Origin of the sequence: Microvirga sp. 2TAF3 (assembly GCF_052114965.1) — a bacterium.
Lineage (GTDB): Bacteria > Pseudomonadota > Alphaproteobacteria > Rhizobiales > Beijerinckiaceae > Microvirga.
Genome location: NZ_JBFRFT010000002.1, coordinates 1 through 15,569, shown reverse-complemented (window position 1 = coordinate 15,569; position 15,569 = coordinate 1). Strand labels below are relative to the sequence as shown.

Annotated in this window: 14 protein-coding genes and 1 tRNA gene; 12 read left to right on the top strand and 3 right to left on the bottom strand. The window is 60.3% G+C overall.

Annotated elements, in window-relative coordinates; translation table 11 throughout:
- The first annotated feature begins 106 nt into the window (after positions 1-106).
- The 4 genes from AB4Y97_RS02485 (at position 107) to AB4Y97_RS02470 (ending at position 4,603) form a co-directional block, all read left to right on the top strand.
- Positions 107-1,999, top strand: coding sequence for a bifunctional sugar phosphate isomerase/epimerase/4-hydroxyphenylpyruvate dioxygenase family protein (locus AB4Y97_RS02485; RefSeq protein ID WP_441997425.1), 1,893 nt, complete (start codon positions 107-109; stop codon positions 1,997-1,999).
- 31 nt (positions 2,000-2,030) lie between these two features.
- Positions 2,031-2,459, top strand: a complete 429-nt coding sequence (gene aroQ, locus AB4Y97_RS02480; protein ID WP_441997424.1) for a type II 3-dehydroquinate dehydratase — start codon at positions 2,031-2,033, stop codon at positions 2,457-2,459.
- A gap of 76 nt (positions 2,460-2,535) precedes the next feature.
- Positions 2,536-3,387 (top strand): 3-keto-5-aminohexanoate cleavage protein, encoded by an 852-nt coding sequence (locus tag AB4Y97_RS02475; RefSeq protein ID WP_441997423.1) that lies wholly within the window; start codon positions 2,536-2,538, stop codon positions 3,385-3,387.
- A 43-nt stretch (positions 3,388-3,430) separates the two neighbouring features.
- Positions 3,431-4,603: an acyltransferase family protein gene (locus tag AB4Y97_RS02470; RefSeq protein WP_441997422.1), complete on the top strand. Its 1,173-nt coding sequence runs from the start codon at positions 3,431-3,433 to the stop codon at positions 4,601-4,603.
- Between the two features lie 206 nt (positions 4,604-4,809).
- Here AB4Y97_RS02470 and AB4Y97_RS02465 read toward each other — a convergent pair.
- Positions 4,810-4,899: transfer RNA gene (locus tag AB4Y97_RS02465), tRNA-Ser, on the bottom strand.
- Positions 4,900-5,565: 666 nt separating this feature from the next.
- On the opposite strand from AB4Y97_RS02465, the gene AB4Y97_RS02460 reads away from it, so the two are divergent.
- From AB4Y97_RS02460 to AB4Y97_RS02425, 8 genes are all read left to right on the top strand, one after another.
- Positions 5,566-6,570 carry a septal ring lytic transglycosylase RlpA family protein gene (locus AB4Y97_RS02460; RefSeq protein ID WP_441997746.1) on the top strand — a complete coding sequence of 335 codons (1,005 nt, stop codon included), beginning with the start codon at positions 5,566-5,568 and terminating at the stop codon, positions 6,568-6,570.
- 196 nt (positions 6,571-6,766) lie between these two features.
- The gene (locus AB4Y97_RS02455; RefSeq protein ID WP_441997745.1) at positions 6,767-7,930 is read left to right on the top strand and encodes a D-alanyl-D-alanine carboxypeptidase family protein; all 1,164 of its coding nucleotides are present in this window, start codon (positions 6,767-6,769) and stop codon (positions 7,928-7,930) included.
- Complete coding sequence (tmk, locus tag AB4Y97_RS02450; RefSeq protein WP_441997421.1) at positions 7,930-8,604, top strand: dTMP kinase; 675 nt, start codon at positions 7,930-7,932, stop codon at positions 8,602-8,604. Before AB4Y97_RS02455 ends, tmk begins: the two co-directional genes overlap by 1 nt.
- Positions 8,594-9,658, top strand: a complete 1,065-nt coding sequence (locus AB4Y97_RS02445; RefSeq protein WP_441997744.1) for a DNA polymerase III subunit delta' — start codon at positions 8,594-8,596, stop codon at positions 9,656-9,658. Before tmk ends, AB4Y97_RS02445 begins: the two co-directional genes overlap by 11 nt.
- A 38-nt stretch (positions 9,659-9,696) precedes the next feature.
- Positions 9,697-11,247, top strand: coding sequence for a methionine--tRNA ligase (metG, locus tag AB4Y97_RS02440; protein WP_441997420.1), 1,551 nt, complete (start codon positions 9,697-9,699; stop codon positions 11,245-11,247).
- Between the two features lie 44 nt (positions 11,248-11,291).
- Positions 11,292-12,602 (top strand): family 1 glycosylhydrolase, encoded by a 1,311-nt coding sequence (locus AB4Y97_RS02435; RefSeq protein ID WP_441997419.1) that lies wholly within the window; start codon positions 11,292-11,294, stop codon positions 12,600-12,602.
- Between the two features lie 92 nt (positions 12,603-12,694).
- Positions 12,695-13,504 (top strand): TatD family hydrolase, encoded by an 810-nt coding sequence (locus AB4Y97_RS02430; protein WP_441997743.1) that lies wholly within the window; start codon positions 12,695-12,697, stop codon positions 13,502-13,504.
- Complete coding sequence (locus tag AB4Y97_RS02425; RefSeq protein WP_441997418.1) at positions 13,501-14,298, top strand: MBL fold metallo-hydrolase; 798 nt, start codon at positions 13,501-13,503, stop codon at positions 14,296-14,298. The genes AB4Y97_RS02430 and AB4Y97_RS02425 overlap by 4 nt, the downstream gene beginning before the upstream one ends.
- A gap of 31 nt (positions 14,299-14,329) precedes the next feature.
- On the opposite strand, the gene hpnC is transcribed toward AB4Y97_RS02425, so the two are convergent.
- On the bottom strand, positions 14,330-15,190 hold the full coding sequence (gene hpnC, locus AB4Y97_RS02420) for a squalene synthase HpnC (RefSeq protein ID WP_441997417.1): 861 nt from the start codon (positions 15,188-15,190) through the stop codon (positions 14,330-14,332).
- A gap of 63 nt (positions 15,191-15,253) precedes the next feature.
- Positions 15,254-15,569: transketolase C-terminal domain-containing protein (locus AB4Y97_RS02415; RefSeq protein WP_441997416.1), on the bottom strand; the 316-nt coding region annotated here is incomplete at its 5' end.

Sequence of the window (15,569 nt, the reverse complement as noted above, 5' to 3'; positions counted from 1 at the left end):
AAACGAACAGCGTCTTGAAGACAAGCCCAGACTGCATGAAGATTTTGCAGAAAAATTCGCCCCGGGGCGTGACAGGCAATCGGGGTTCGGTTCAGGAGGAAAGATCGTGCAAACTGCTATCGCCACCGTTTGTTTGAGCGGCACCCTGACCGAGAAGGTCGAAGCCATCGCGGCCGCTCAGTTCAAGGGTGTTGAGATCTTCGAAAACGATCTCCTGTCGTTCAACGGCACTCCGGCTGAGGCGCGGCGGATGATCGAGGATCTCGGTCTCAAGACGATCACCTTCCAACCCTTCCGCGACTTTGAAGGAATGCCGGAGCCTCAGCGCTCGAAGGTCTTTGCCAGGGCCGAGCGAAAATTCGACGTCATGCAGGAGCTTGGCTGCGACCTCCTGATGGTCTGCAGCAACGTCTCCGAGGCTTCGCTCGGAGGCATCGACCGGGCCGCGGCTGACTTCCATGAACTTGGCGAGCGGGCGGCCAAGCGCGGGATGCGCGTCGGCTTCGAGGCTCTCGCCTGGGGCCGGCACATCAACGACTATCGCGATGCATGGGAAGTCGTCCGGCGGGCCAATCATCCGGCGGTAGGGCTCGTGCTCGACAGTTTCCACGTGCTTGCGCGCGGGACGGATCTATCTGCGATCCGCTCCATTCCGAAGGACCGCATCTTCCTCGTGCAGATGGCCGACGCGCCAAAGCTCGATATGGATTATCTCTCGTGGAGCCGTCATTACCGCTGCTTTCCGGGGCAGGGCGATCTTCCCGTCGACGATTTCATGCTTGTTCTTCAGGCGACCGGTTTCGATGGGCTTCTTTCCCTTGAGATCTTCAACGATCGCTTCCGTGCGGGTTCCGCCCGCAGCGTCGCGGTTGATGGACAGCGCTCGCTCATCGTCATGCTCGACGAGCTCCGCCGAAAGACGGGAGCGAGCCTCCCGAACCTGCCTAACCTGCCGCCGAAGGCGGTGTGCTCGGGGGTGGAGTTTATCGAGTTCGCCGCAGATGAGCGCACGGCGGTTGCGTTCGAGCAGATCCTGGGCGGTCTCGGCTTTGCCAAGACCGGCATTCATAAGTCGAAAGCCGTAAACCGGTGGAGCCAGGGCGACATCAATATCGTCGTGAACTCTGACAAGGAGGGTTTCGCCCATTCCTTCAATATTACTCACGGAACCTCCGTCTGCGCGATTGCGCTACGTGTCGACGACGCGTCTGCGACCATCGACAGAGCCCTGAAACTCCTCGATCAACCGTTCCGGCAAGCCGTCGGCCCCGGTGAGGTCGATATCCCGGCAGTTCGTGGATTGGGCGGAAGCCTGCTCTATTTCGTAGACCGTAAGAGCGGCCTCGACCGCTTGTGGGACGTCGATTTCGAGCCTGCGGCAGCGGCCAGCGGATCGTCCGGCGGGGCGGGCCTCACGGTGGTCGATCACATCTCGCAGTCGATGCATTACGAGGAAATGCTGACTTGGCTTCTCTTCTACACGTCATTGCTCGACGTGCGGAAGACGCCCGTCAATACGGTGATCGATCCGGGCGGTGTGGTTCAGAGCCAGGCCGTCGAGACACAAGACGGCGCGCTCAGGCTGGTGCTTAATGCGTCGCAGAGCCGTCAGACGCTATCATCCCGTTTTCTTACGGAGCTTTTCGGATCGGGAGTTCAGCATCTCGCGCTGGCGACGGACGACATCTTCGCGACCGTCGAGCAACTCAACGCCAACGGGATCGATCTTCTCCCAATTCCGGAGAATTATTACGACGACTTAGAAGTAAGGACAGATCTCTCGGAAGAGAATGTTGAGCGACTGCGGGCGCGCAACATCCTTTACGACCGCGAGGGCAACTCCGAGTACTTCCAGGTCTATACGAAGGCTCTTGAGGGCGGCTTCTTCTTCGAAATCGTCGAGCGCCGAAACTATACGGGCTTCGGCGCTGTCAATGCGCCGATCCGCCTAGCGTCCCAGACGCGGCTGGCCCCCAATCCCACCATGCCGCGTCGTTGAACAGTGCCAATACAGAAAAGGAAAAAACGCCGTGCCGGAGATCCTCGTACTGAATGGTCCCAATCTGAATCTGCTCGGAACTCGCGAACCGGGCATTTACGGATCGACCACGCTTGCCGATATCGAGCAGCGTCTGAAGGAACGGGCCGGAGATCGTGCGGCGGTTGTCCTGCGGCAGTCCAATAACGAAGGCGACCTTGTGTCATGGCTGCATGAGGCGGGTGCGGCAGGCGCCAAGGTCATCCTCAATGCAGCCGCCTATACGCATACTTCCATCGCTCTCCGCGATGCCATCTCCGGTGCCAAGGCGCATGTCATCGAGGTTCATCTCTCGAATGTTCATGCAAGAGAGGAGTTCCGGCATCATTCGATGATCGCGCCTGTCGTAAAGGGCGTGATCTGCGGATTCGGTCCGCTCTCCTACGAGCTTGCCCTTGAGGCGTTGTTGTCCGCCGACTGAGGAAGGCTTTAGCCCCGCGGATTTTCATGAGCGACGTCATGGATCGCATTCGAGACGCACTTTTGAGGAGAGGCCTATGAATCCGATCGTTGTCGCCGTTGCGATTACCGGCTCCGTGCCCCGAAAGAAGGATAACCCGGCGGTGCCGATCACGCCTGCCGAGCAAATTCAATCGACGCGCGAGGCCTACGAGGCGGGGGCGAGCCTCGTCCACATTCATGTGCGCAATGACGATGAGACACCTTCGTCCGATCCTGAGCGCTTCGCCATGGTGCAGGAGGGAATCCGGAAACATTGCCCGGGCATGATCATACAGTTCTCGACAGGAGGGCGCGGTCGGGATCAGCAGGCGCGGGGCTCGGCGCTCCATCTCAGGCCCGACATGGCCTCGCTCTCCACCGGGTCGGTCAATTTCCCGACCATCGTCTACGAGAACCATACCTCTCTGGTGATGGACCTCGCGACAAAAATGAAGGCTTTCGGTATCCGGCCGGAGATCGAGATCTTCGACCTTTCGCACCTGCATGGGGCTAAACGCCTTGTGGAGCAGGGCCTCATGGACAAACGTCCGCATGTGCAGTTCGTCATGGGCGTTCAGAACGCCATGCCGGCGGAGGAACATCTTCTCGACATTCTCCTGGGCGAACTCAAGAGGGTACTGCCGATGGCCACATGGACGGCTGCGGGAATCGGCCGGTATCAGGCGCAAGTGATGGAATGGGCGCTGGCGCGTGGCGCCGATGCAGTGCGCACCGGGCTTGAGGACAATATCCGCATCACCAAGGATCGGCTCGCCGCCAACAATGCCGAACTGGTCGAACGCGCCGTGCTGACGATCGAGAGCCACGGATACCGTGCCGCTACACCCGGTGAGGCGCGCGCATTGCTCGGTCTTCAAACTGCTCCAATGCAGCAACGAACGAACTGACGGCAAGATAGCAATAGCGTTAATGCCGTGCTAATCGCGGCGAATGGCTCTCTGTGCACAGACCCTGCTGACGGCTGCGCCGCTATCATCCCGTCGCTCTGGCGGAATTGATGCCGCACGCGGGGTACTTGCCCTATGGGTTCTTATTTTCGCTCACCTGATCCCGGGAACGATCTATGCCCAAGGGGCCGATGCTGTTCCCGCGCTGCTCCGTTTCCTGTCAACTCAGCTGTTCCGAATCTTCCAGCGTAATGCGGAGCTTCATCCGGCTGTGCTCGGCTTTATCGTTCTGAGCGGCTACTGCATCCATCGAAATGGCTTCAGAGCTGAGCGCGCCACTTTGCGCCGGTTTGTCATAAAGCGGGCATTTCGCATTCTGCCGGTTTATTTCCTTGCGATCCTTGCTGGTGCGATCGGCTTCAAGATCAGCAGTTCTTTCTCCCTGGAGATGGCGTCACTGCTCACCGCAACCAAGGAAATCTCCCCCTTTTGCCTCCTGGCAAAGACCGTTGCCGCACCGGCCTTCTTCCCCGGCCTAACCTCATGCGCCTATCAAGGGAATGGCCCCATTGCCACGGTCATGGTGGAGATTGTTCTCTATGCCGTCTATGCAGCCGCCTTCTCAGCCTTGATCTGGCGAGGCCTCTCTGCATGGTGGGCGGCGCTCTGCGCAGCTGCCTGGGTAATTGGCCTCGTCGTCGCCTGGGGCTATCCGGGGATTTATGTCTGGTGGCAGAACTTCAGCCTTTGGGGCTTCCTACCGTATTGGTGGATCGGTGCAGCCTTCGTCAGCCCCACCTTCGCCATGAGGGTCCGCAAATCACGGACCCTGCTGCTTCTGGCCTGGTCTCTGCTGACCGTCGCCATATTGCTCCATAGCCCCTTCGGCCCCGTGTTGAGTGAGGTCCGGAAACTCGTCTTCGCTCTCTTGGTCGGATTGGTTGTCGTGCGGCTCGATTGTTCGAACATTCGCGAGACCAGCCCGATTTCAGCTTTGGGCCGGGCGGGATACAGCCTTTACGCTTTTCATGCGCCCATCACCTACGCCCTTTGCGTGGCAGGTGTATCGTGGTGGCAAAATGTTATTGCAAACCTTGGCTTTGCTTTCGTTGCCTATCGAATCGTCGAGGCTCCGCTTACGCGATTGGGAGCTCAAAAAGCTGCGCCCCAGCGGCCTGCCGAAACAAGCGCCACGTCTATGGCTGGATCAGCTTAACGATCGTCGACAGGCCAGTTGCTGAGATTCCGTCGCGACTTTCCTTGAGCGAACCTCAAGGTTTCAAATTGTTGCCCAAGCCCTCCTTATGCAGGGTTTTGGCTTCCTAGACGACGTAAACTGGCGAAAAAATGCGAACACATCACGGTGGAGACGCCGACGAGGCCTGCATTTCTCTATTGGAAGCGGAAATTTATCCAAAAACATGGCGGAGGGGGTGGGATTCGAACCCACGGTGGGCTTGCACCCACGGCGGTTTTCAAGACCGCTGCCTTAAACCACTCGGCCACCCCTCCAGAGATGTGATAGAGCCAGCCTGCGCCAGCTTCGCTCTCGTGGTTGCAGGCTCTCTAAAGCCGCAAACCCGTCGCCGTCAACTCAAGCCGGCCTCGTCTCTGGCTTCGTAAGATATAATGAAGACATCCCACGATCCAGCGGCAACGCCCCACCATTTTCCCAAAAGTGACAGGGGTCGTGTCCCATATCGACACGAAGGAACAACGATAGAATAGCCGAGGGATGGTTAATAAACCGAAGGCTAGCGTAGTTCTTGGAAATCGATATCGCCGCTCAAGGCTCGTTCCTTGATCGAAATAGTCTCAGCAATTCCCTCGGATATCGAATGAATTTCTTTCCCGGCCGGGAAGAAAGGCGGGCCCTCCGCACCCCTCTGAAGGGGCCAGAGATGTTTCGCATGGGCGGCCAAAATACCCATGAAATGTGGCAGACGCCGAATGTTTAAGGTTGCAATGTCGATGCAAATAACTGTTATTTCTCCATAAATTTAATTTCATAACAAAGTTTCAACTGTGGCGGCTTGGCCATTGACAAGCGCGGCGTTTAACCTTTCTTTAAGGGCTGAAAATGCACTTACTGAATGTTCGGGGAATACCGAACTGCCGCAAGTCATTGCGGTTGAGGGGATGCAAAGCAAAATGCATTGTGATCGCGCTAAGTCGAAGATGGGTTTGAACGGGCGTATTTCGTCCTTCAATCATCTGGCTGTCCTCCGCATTGCAGGCGTTACGGCCATCGCGTTGACAGTGGCCAACTGCTCGAATGGCAGAAGCGGGATCGATCCGAAATATGGCGTGGCTGCCAGCCCGCGGGTCGTTGCCGATGGCGAGCCTGTGCCGAAGGGCGGCGGACGCGATCTCGTCGGCAAGCCATATGTGGTTGCTGGTCGCACCTATGTCCCCCGGGAAAACCCCAGCTATTCCGGCGTGGGCCTGGCTTCATGGTATGGCTCGAACTTCCATGGCCGCATGACGGCGAACGGCGAGGTCTTCGACCGTGTCTCGGTCGCCGCCGCGCATACGACGATGCCGCTGCCGAGCTATGCTCGTGTGACGAACCTCCAGAACGGCCATTCCATGGTCGTCCGGGTGAACGATCGCGGTCCGTTCCATGGCAACCGAATCATCGACGTCTCCGAGCGGGCCGCTTCCGCGCTCGGCTTCAAGCAGGCCGGAACGGCGCGGGTTCGCGTCGATTATATCGGCCGTGCCTCGACGAATGGCAGCGACGACCGCATTCTGCTCGCCAGCCTTCGGACAGATGGCACGCCTGCAAGCCTGAATCCTTCGGCGCCGACCATGATCGCCCAGGCGACCCCGCGCCCGAACGTGCCACGTGATACGCTCGCTCTCCGTAGCCCGGCTCCCGTTGACGGCGTTGCAACCGCTCTTGCCTCCGCCAGCGCGCCGCAGACGATCGCCTCCGCCGAGCCGATGGCGATGTCAGCTTCCAGCCATATCCCACTGCCGCCCGAGCGGCCGTTCGACCTGGGCACGATCCCGAGTGCGGCTACGCCCGTGGCAGTCATCAGCTCCCTTTCCCCGAGCATGCTTCCGCCTTCACGTCCGGTCGTGGCTGGGCTCTATTACGCGCCGGAGACGGCCTCGTCCGGCTTCCAGAAGGGTGCTAACTTCAAGGCGCTTGATCAGTCGCGTTTTGCCATCCGCTAACGCTGCTCGACAGGTGCATTTCCTCCCGCGAATCCGGGTTTTTGATTTCGCGGGAAATTTTCTGATTTGATGCTTCGTCAAGCATAGCGTTGATTTGTCCTGGCCATGCTACAGATTCTAGCTCTCCCAAGGGAAGGCTCGGGTCATGGTTTTTGGACGTCATAAGATCATCGCGAAGCTGACGGTATTACAGGCGATGTTCGCCTTGCCACTGCTTTTGGGCGCATCGCAAGGGGCCTGGGCGCAGGCGTTTCAGACGACGGCCCCTACGGCGATCCTAGTTGACGCGGCGACCCAGGCCGTTCTTTTCGAGAAAAACGCCGATGAGCTGGTCGCGCCGGCCAGCATGGCGAAGACCATGACGGCCGAAGTCGTTTTCAACGAGTTGAAGAGCGGCCGCCTGACCATGGATACGGAATTCCCCATTTCCGAGAACGCATGGCGCAAGGGCGGAGCCGGCTCGGGTGGGTCGTCCATGTTCGCGAAGGTGCATACCAGCGTCCGGTTGGAGGATCTGCTGCGGGGGCTGGTCGTCCAGTCGGGCAACGACGCGGCCATCGCCATCGCCGAGGGCATTTCCGGCACGGAGGATAATTTTGCGCGCCGCATGACCGAACGGGCCCATGAGCTCGGCCTCGCGAAGTCGACCTTCCGCAATGCGACAGGCTACGGCGATCCGGAGCAGAAGGTCACGGTCCGTGACCTGTCGAAACTCGCCCTCTACATCGTCGAGACCTATCCCGAACTCTACAAGATGTTCGGAGAGCGTGAATTCACCTGGAACAAGATCCGCCAACAGAACCGCAACCCCTTGTTTGCCATGAATATCGGCGCGGACGGATTGAAGACCGGCTTCATCGAGGAATCGGGCTACGGACTTGTCGGCTCAGCGGTTCAGAACGGACAACGGCTCATCGTGGTCGTGAACGGGCTCAAGACCGCCAAGGACAGGGCCAACGAATCGCGCAAGCTTCTGGATTGGGGCTTCCGAGCCTTCGAACCGCATCAGCTCTATCAGGAAGGCCAAGTGGTCGGAGAGGCTCAGGTTTTCGGTGGTGATCGCCGGTCGCTGCCGCTTGTGTCCAGGCGGCCAATTCGTGTACTCGTGCCTCGTGGCGAGAAAGAGCGGGTCTCGGCGCGCATCGTCTATACGGGCCCGCTCAAGGCGCCGATTCAGAAGGGGGCCGAAGTGGCCAAGCTTCAGGTCAACCGGGGCGATACGAAGGCTCTCGAAATGCCTCTCTATGCCGCTGAGGACGTCCAGGTGGGAACTTTGAGCCAGCGCGCGCTGGATGGATTGATGGAATTCAGCACAGGCTGGGCGCGCCAGGCCTTCAAGAGCGTTATTGATCGTATTTGATGGCAGGCCGTTTCATCACATTCGAGGGAGGCGAGGGCGCCGGCAAATCGACCCAGATCGCACGTCTCAGGCGCCGGTTCGAGGCCTCATCGCAGCCTGTCATCGCGACCCGCGAACCGGGAGGCTCCCCTGAGGCCGAGAAGATCCGCTCGTTCATCCTGAGCGGAAAGGCGAAACATCTCGGCCCCTTCGCCGAAGCCCTGCTGTTCACCGCCGCGCGGATTGATCACATCGACAAGACCATCGCCCCCGCCATTGAAAGCGGAACGCACGTGCTGTGCGACCGTTTTTCCGACTCGATGAAGGCTTATCAGGGCGCTCTCGGGAGCATCGATAGAGATGTCCTGGACAGTCTGGAGCGGATCGCCCTGAGAGGCCTGCGGCCGGATATGACCTTCATTCTGGATCTTCCAGCGGAAGTCGGCCTGTCCCGGGCCGGCGAGCGGCAAGCCAGCAAAGGAGAGGGTGGGGACCGGTTCGAGCAGGAGGATATCTCCTTCCACCGTACCCTTCGCGACGCCTTTCTTGCCATTGCCCAGGCCGCACCGGAACGGTGCGTCGTCATCGATGCAACCCAGCCCCCGGACGAGGTCGAAGCCGCGATCTGGGCAGCCTTGCGCGAAAGGATTCCGGACCTCTTGGGAGGCGAAGCGAGGCATGTCGATGTCGCGTGATGCCGACGATATCGCCGAACCGGATCAGCTCGAAGGTACCCTGCACCCCCGGGAGCAATTCGCATTCTTCGGCCATAAGGAAGGCGAGGAGGCTTTTCTCGAAGGCCTGCGCAGCGGCCGCCTGCATCATGCCTGGCTGATCGGCGGCCCGCAGGGCATCGGCAAGGCAACCCTGGCGTACCGAGTCGCCCGGACGGTGCTCGATCCGCGCAAGAGCAACGATTCCGGCCTTCAAAGCCTGGATGTCGCTCGGGAGGCGAATGTGGCGCGGCAGGTCGCGGCCCTGTCGCACCCCAACCTCGCCATCCTCAGGCGTGCCCCGGCGACGGACAAGAAAGCGGCCTCGTCCACGATCCCGGTCGATGCGGTCCGGCGTGCCTTGGGCATGTTCGGCTCCACGTCGGCCGATGGCGGCTATCGGGTCTGCATCGTCGACAGCGCCGAGGACCTGACGACCGCCAGCGCCAACGCTCTGCTCAAGGTCATCGAGGAGCCGCCGCCACGCTCGATCTTTCTGATCGTCAGCCATGCGCCGCAGCGGGTTCTGCCCACCATTCGCTCTCGTTGCCGAAGGCTGCTCCTGCGTCCGCTCGACGCTGCTGCCATCAAATCGGCCATCGCATCCCTCGGTGCCCCCTGGTCGGATATGCCGGCAGAGGTCGTCGATCAGGCCATGAGCTTCGGCGAGGGCTCCGTCCGGCGCACTTTGGAACTGCTCGACGCCGATAAGGTGGCCTTCATCAGCCAGATCACCGATATTCTCGATAGATTGCCGCGGGCGGAGGCGAAACAGATCCTCGCCCTGGCCGAATCCCTCGCCCGGAAGGACGCGGACGATGATTACGACCTGACGCTCGAGACCGTGCAGCGCTGGGTTTCCGGACGCCTCCACGAGCGCGCAGACCTTGGGCCATCACGCCTTGCGCCTTTGGTGGAGGTGTGTGACAAGATCGCCCGCTCGGCGCGAGAGATCGACATCTTCAACCTCGATCGTCGACCTTTCATCCTGACGCTGTTCGACGATCTTGCCGATGCGGTTCGGCGAACGGCATAGGTTCGTTGCCGAAAAGGTTTGTTTAGTAAGGGTTTGCCATGGCCGAGAAGGAAAAATTCTACATCACGACGGCCATCTCGTATCCGAATGGGGCCCCTCATATCGGTCATGCCTACGAGATCGTCGCTTCCGATGCGATCGCGCGGTTCAAGCGCATCGACGGCTACGACGTGTTCTTCATGACCGGCACGGACGAGCACGGGCTCAAGATCCAGCAGACCGCCGATCGGAGCGGGACGACCCCAAAGGCATTTGTTGACGAGATGGCGGCCAAATTCAAGGCCATGGCCGACCGGCTGGATTGTTCCTACGACCGGTTCATCCGCACGACGGATGCAGACCATCTGCCGTCGACCCACGAGCTCTGGCGCCGCATGCAGGAGAGAGGAGATATCTATCTCTCCAAGTATTCCGGCTGGTACTCGGTGCGGGACGAGGCCTATTACGACGAGGGCGAGCTGACGAAGCAGCCGGACGGCAGTTGGCGCGCACCGACGGGCACGCCCGTGGAGTGGATCGAGGAAGAGAGCTATTTCTTCCGCCTCTCGGCCTATCAGGATCGCCTGCTGCAACACTACAAGGACAATCCGAACTTCATCAGCCCGGACACGCGCCGCAACGAGATCGTCAGCTTCGTTCGCTCCGGCCTTCAGGATCTGTCGATCAGCCGCACGACCTTCAACTGGGGCCTACCGGTGTCCAGCGATCCAAAGCACGTGATGTATGTGTGGATCGACGCCCTCAACAATTACCTCACGGGCTGCGGTTTCCCGGACGAGAGCAATCCGCGCTGGCACTACTGGCCGGCAGACGTGCATATCATCGGCAAGGACATCGTCCGCTTCCACACTGTTTACTGGCCAGCCTTCCTGATGTCGGCGGATCTGCCCCTGCCGAAGCGGGTCTTCGGCCATGGCTTCCTGTTCAACCGCGGCGAGAAGATGTCGAAGTCGGTCGGCAACGTCATAGACCCGTTCGACCTTGCCGACGCCTATGGCGTCGACCAGCTTCGCTACTTCTTCATGCGGGAAGTGCCGTTCGGGCAGGACGGCAATTATTCTCATGAGGCCATCGTCAATCGCATCAATGCGGATCTGGCGAATGATCTCGGCAATCTGGCCCAGCGCTCCCTGTCGATGATCGCGAAGAACTGCGCCGCCACGGTCCCGACGCCGGGGGAATTCACCCAGGCCGATCAGGACATGCTCTGGCTGGCGGATGCCTTGCCGGGCAAGGCGAGGGCGGCTTTGAACGATTATGCCCTTCATACCGCGCTCAGCGAGATCTGGGCCGTGGTAGCCGAGGCCAACCGGTACTTCGCATCACAGGAACCGTGGGTGCTGCGCAAGCAGGATCCAGCGCGCATGGAAACCGTCCTCTATGTGACGGCGGAAGTCTTGCGGGCGGTCGGCGTTCTGGCACAGCCCTTCGTGCCGAATGCGGCCGCCAAGCTGCTCGATCTGCTGGCGATTGCGCCGGAGGAACGGGTCCTGGCCGCTATCGGGGCGGCCCACCGCCTGAAGGCAGGAGCGCCCCTTCCGCAACCTGAGCCGATCTTCCCGCGTTATATCGAAGCGGAAGCACCCTGACGCTTCCGCTTCGACCGGCCGTAAGGCCTTCAGCGGAAGTCCAGATGTATACCTCCTTCATGTTCGCCACCGGGATCGAGAACAGCATCCCGACGATCAATAATGGCCGCACCCGCATCGACGAGATGGAAAAGTGCGGCCATTACAAATATTGGAGGACCGATTTCGAGCTTCTTCGGGAACTCGACATCCACGTCCTTCGCTACGGCCCGCCCCTGCACAGAACCTATATCGGACCCGGCAGATACGATTGGTCGTTTGCAGATATGACGTTCTACGATCTCGAACGGCGCGACATCATCCCGATCGTGGACCTATGCCATTTCGGTGTGCCCGACTGGATCGAGAACTTCCAGAATCCGGACTTTCCTGAGCTTTTCGCGGCTTATGCCCAGGATTTCGCTCGGCGCTTCCCATGGGTGCAGCTCTATACGCCCATCAACGAAATGTTCGTCTGCGCTCTGTTTTCGGCGGCTTATGGCTGGTGGAACGAACAGTTGCAGAGTGATCAAGCCTTCGTCACGGCCCTGAAGCATATCGTCATGGCGAACGTCATGGCGATGGAGCGGATCCTGAAGATCCGGCCTGACGCCATCTTCATCCAAAGCGAGTCGTCGGAGTATTTCCACGCCGAGAATCCAGCGGCCATCAAGCCGGCCGAGGTCATGAATTCGAGGCGTTTCCTCTCGCTCGATCTCAATTACGGACGCCGGGTCGATTCCGAGATGTACGAGTATTTGCTGGATAACGGAATGACACGGGAGGAGTATCACTTCTTCCTCAACCGTTCATCGCTGCGCCATCACTGCATCATGGGCAACGACTACTACATCACCAACGAGCACAGGGTGCAGTCCAACGGCGTGACCCGCTCGGCGGGCGATGTTTTTGGCTACGACGAGATCACCCGGCAATATTACGCCCGCTACCTGCTGCCGGTTATGCATACCGAGACGAACCTCATGGAGGGCCCCTGCGGGGACGAGGCTGTCAACTGGCTCTGGAAGCAGTGGGCCAACGTCCTGCGCATCCGCAATACCGGCGTCCCCACGGTCGGCTTCACTTGGTATTCCTTGACCGATCAGGTCGACTGGGATGTGGCGCTTCGGCAGGAGAACAATCGCGTCACCCCGGTCGGGCTCTACGATCTCGATCGCAACATCCGCCCGGTCGGCCGGGCCTATCGGGAACTCATCAGGGATTGGTGCGATGTCCTTCCGGCTCAAAGCGTCTGTCTGACCGTGCCGGTGTCTCTCCCGAGCGAGCATGACGAACCCGCCGTGCGCCGCCGCCGTGAAGTGGTTCGGGAAATGCGCAGCCATGAAGAGGAGGAATTTCAGCAGGCTTCCCGTTGATCCCGGCCTCTTCGTCCCTGGACGAACGCGCTCCTATCCGCTTTATGAAGCAAGAGCGATTTCAGATGCCGGAAACGGAGGCATAGTTCGTGATGCTGGTCGATAGCCATTGCCACCTCGATTTTCCGGACCTTCAGGGCCGCCTGCCGGAAATCCTGGCCGCCGCCGCCGCGGCGGGGATCGGACGCATGGTCACGATATCGACCCATGTCGCCCGCTTCGACACCTATCGCGCCATCGCGGATGCGCATGAAACCATCTTCTTCACCATTGGCACTCACCCGCACAACGCAGCCACCGAATCGGATGTGCCGGCGAAGCGGCTCGTGGAATTATCGGATCATCCCCGATGCATCGCGATCGGCGAGGCTGGGCTCGACTACCATTACGACAAGAGCCCGCGGGATGTGCAGCAGCACGTCTTCCGGACTCATATCGAAGCCGCCCGCGAGACCGGACTGCCCCTTATCATCCATGCCCGCAACGCCGACGAGGACATGATCCGCATCCTGACCGAGGAGATGAGGCGAGGGGAGTTCAAGGCGGTGCTTCATTGCTTCTCATCCGGCCAGAGACTGGCCGATGTCGGGGTCGAGTTAGGGCTTTCCGTCTCCTTTTCCGGCATCCTGACCTTCAAGAACTCCGAGGACATTCGCCGGATCGCGGCTTCCGTTCCACATGACCGGCTACTGGTCGAGACCGACGCGCCTTATCTGGCGCCCGTGCCCTACCGGGGAAAAACCAACGAACCGGCCTATGTGAGCCATACGGCAAAGACGCTCGCCGATGTGATTGGTGTGTCCGGGAGCGAAATTGCCGAGATGACGACCGGTAATTTCTACCGCCTGTTTTCCAAGGCGACGGCCGCCGATGCGGGCAAGGGACGGACGGTCGACGCATGAGCTTGAGACTGACGATCCTTGGCTGCGGTTCTTCGGGCGGCGTGCCTCGCGTGGGGGTCGGCTGGGGCGCATGCAATCCAGCCAATCCCAAGAACCGGCGCCGGCGCTGCTCCGTTCTGGTCGAAAAGACGATGCCCGGAGGCACGACGCGCGTACTCGTCGATACGTCGCCGGATTTGCGAGAGCAGCTGCTGGGCGCCAATGTGAAGCGGCTGGATGCCGTGCTGATCACCCATGAGCACGCCGACCATACCCATGGGATCGACGACTTGCGCCCCTTGGTGATCGCCATGCGACATCGGATGCCGATTTACGCCGACCGCGTGACGAGCGAGCTGCTCATGAGCCGGTTCGGCTACTGTTTCAAGACGCCGCCCGGAAGCGGCTATCCGCCCATTCTCACCGCTCATCGCCTGGAGCATGAGGTTCCTACCGTGATCTCGGGGCTGGGCGGCGATATCGAGGCCGTTCCGTTCCGGATGATCCATGGCGATATCGATGCTTTCGGTTTCCGTTTCGGCGACATCGCCTATGCCCCTGATGTCAGCCAGATGCCGAAGGACAGCATGAGATGCCTGGAAGGGCTCGAGATCCTGATCCTGGACGCATTGCGCTATACGGCGCATCCAACGCATTTCTCAGTGTCCGAGGCGCTCGATCTGATCGAACAGGTCAAGCCGAAGCGCGCGATCCTGACGAACCTCCACACGGACCTGGATTACGACGAGCTGCGCCGGAAACTGCCACCACATGTCGAACCCGCCTATGACGGCCTTCTGGTCGAGGTGCGCTGAGCGGGAACGCGAGACCTCGGCAGCGGCGCGACTATGCAGCCTTTCGAGCCAAGCGCGCCCTGAGCCCATTCATTATGCCAAGGGCCGCCGCGAGCGCGAATCCGGCCTTACCGAGATGGACAGGCTCGCTTAATGGATCATGCCGCTGCAACCGATCCAAATGTACTAAGGCGAGATGCTGGATCGCAGCCACTTCCAGGCCGAGACGCGAATTCGCGATCAGATTTGGCAGGGGAGAGCTGTCTCGCACAAGCTGCGAGGTGCGGTCATTGATCTCGGCCAGGCAGGCGCGGAGGGCAGGGCTCGCGCACTGCGCGCCGAGCACCTCGACACCGATCCCGCAGGCTGCCAATACATCGGTCGGGACGTAAACGCGATTGAGAGTGAGATAATCCTTTCTGCAATCCTGGAGATGGTTGATCACCTGCAGCGCCGCACAAAGCGCGTCAGATGCTGGCCAGGTGGTGCGCTCCTCGCTATGGACGTCAAGCACAAAGCGCCCCACCGGCATCGCGGAGAGGGCGCAATAATCCATCAGCTCCGACCAGTCCGCGTACCGGTTCTTGCAAGTGTCGAGGCGAAACGCCTCGAGCAGATCGAGAGCATGACAAACTGGAAGACCGCGCGCCGCGAGCGACAGGCGCAATGGCTCCGCTTCCGGAAGGGCCGGACCGGCTCCCAGGAGCGCCCTCTCGAGTTGATCCAGGAGGGCAAGCTTCTCCTGTGCCGGAAGCGCCGGATGGTCGGCGATATCGTCGGCCGTACGGGCGAAGCGATAGAAAGCAAGGATGGGGGCGCGGTACTTCGGATGGATCAGGCGCGAGGCGACAGGGAAATTCTCATCGCGATGCGACTTGCTCGGGTGAATATGAGCTTCTGAGGCAGTGGTCATCGATTGCCAAATCTCACGATGCGGTCTCCGCAACGGTATAGACATTCAACCGTGAGGTTTGGTTCATCCCATACGTTTCAGCCTCCTGCGCAATCCAGCCTCCTGTCCCAGCGCTTCGAAGACCTTGGCGACGATGCCGGCGGCATCGAGGCCGGCCCTGGCATACAGGCGCTCGGGCTTGTCGTGGTCGAGATACAGATCCGGCAGCACCAGCGACCGCACCTTGAGGTTGCCGCGGTCGAGCCCGCCATGCTCGGCCAACAGCTGCAGCACATACGACCCAAACCCGCCGATCGCGCCTTCCTCCACCGTGACCAGCACCTCGTGCTCGCGCGCCAGCCGCAGGATCAGGTCTTCGTCGAGCGGCTTGGCAAAGCGC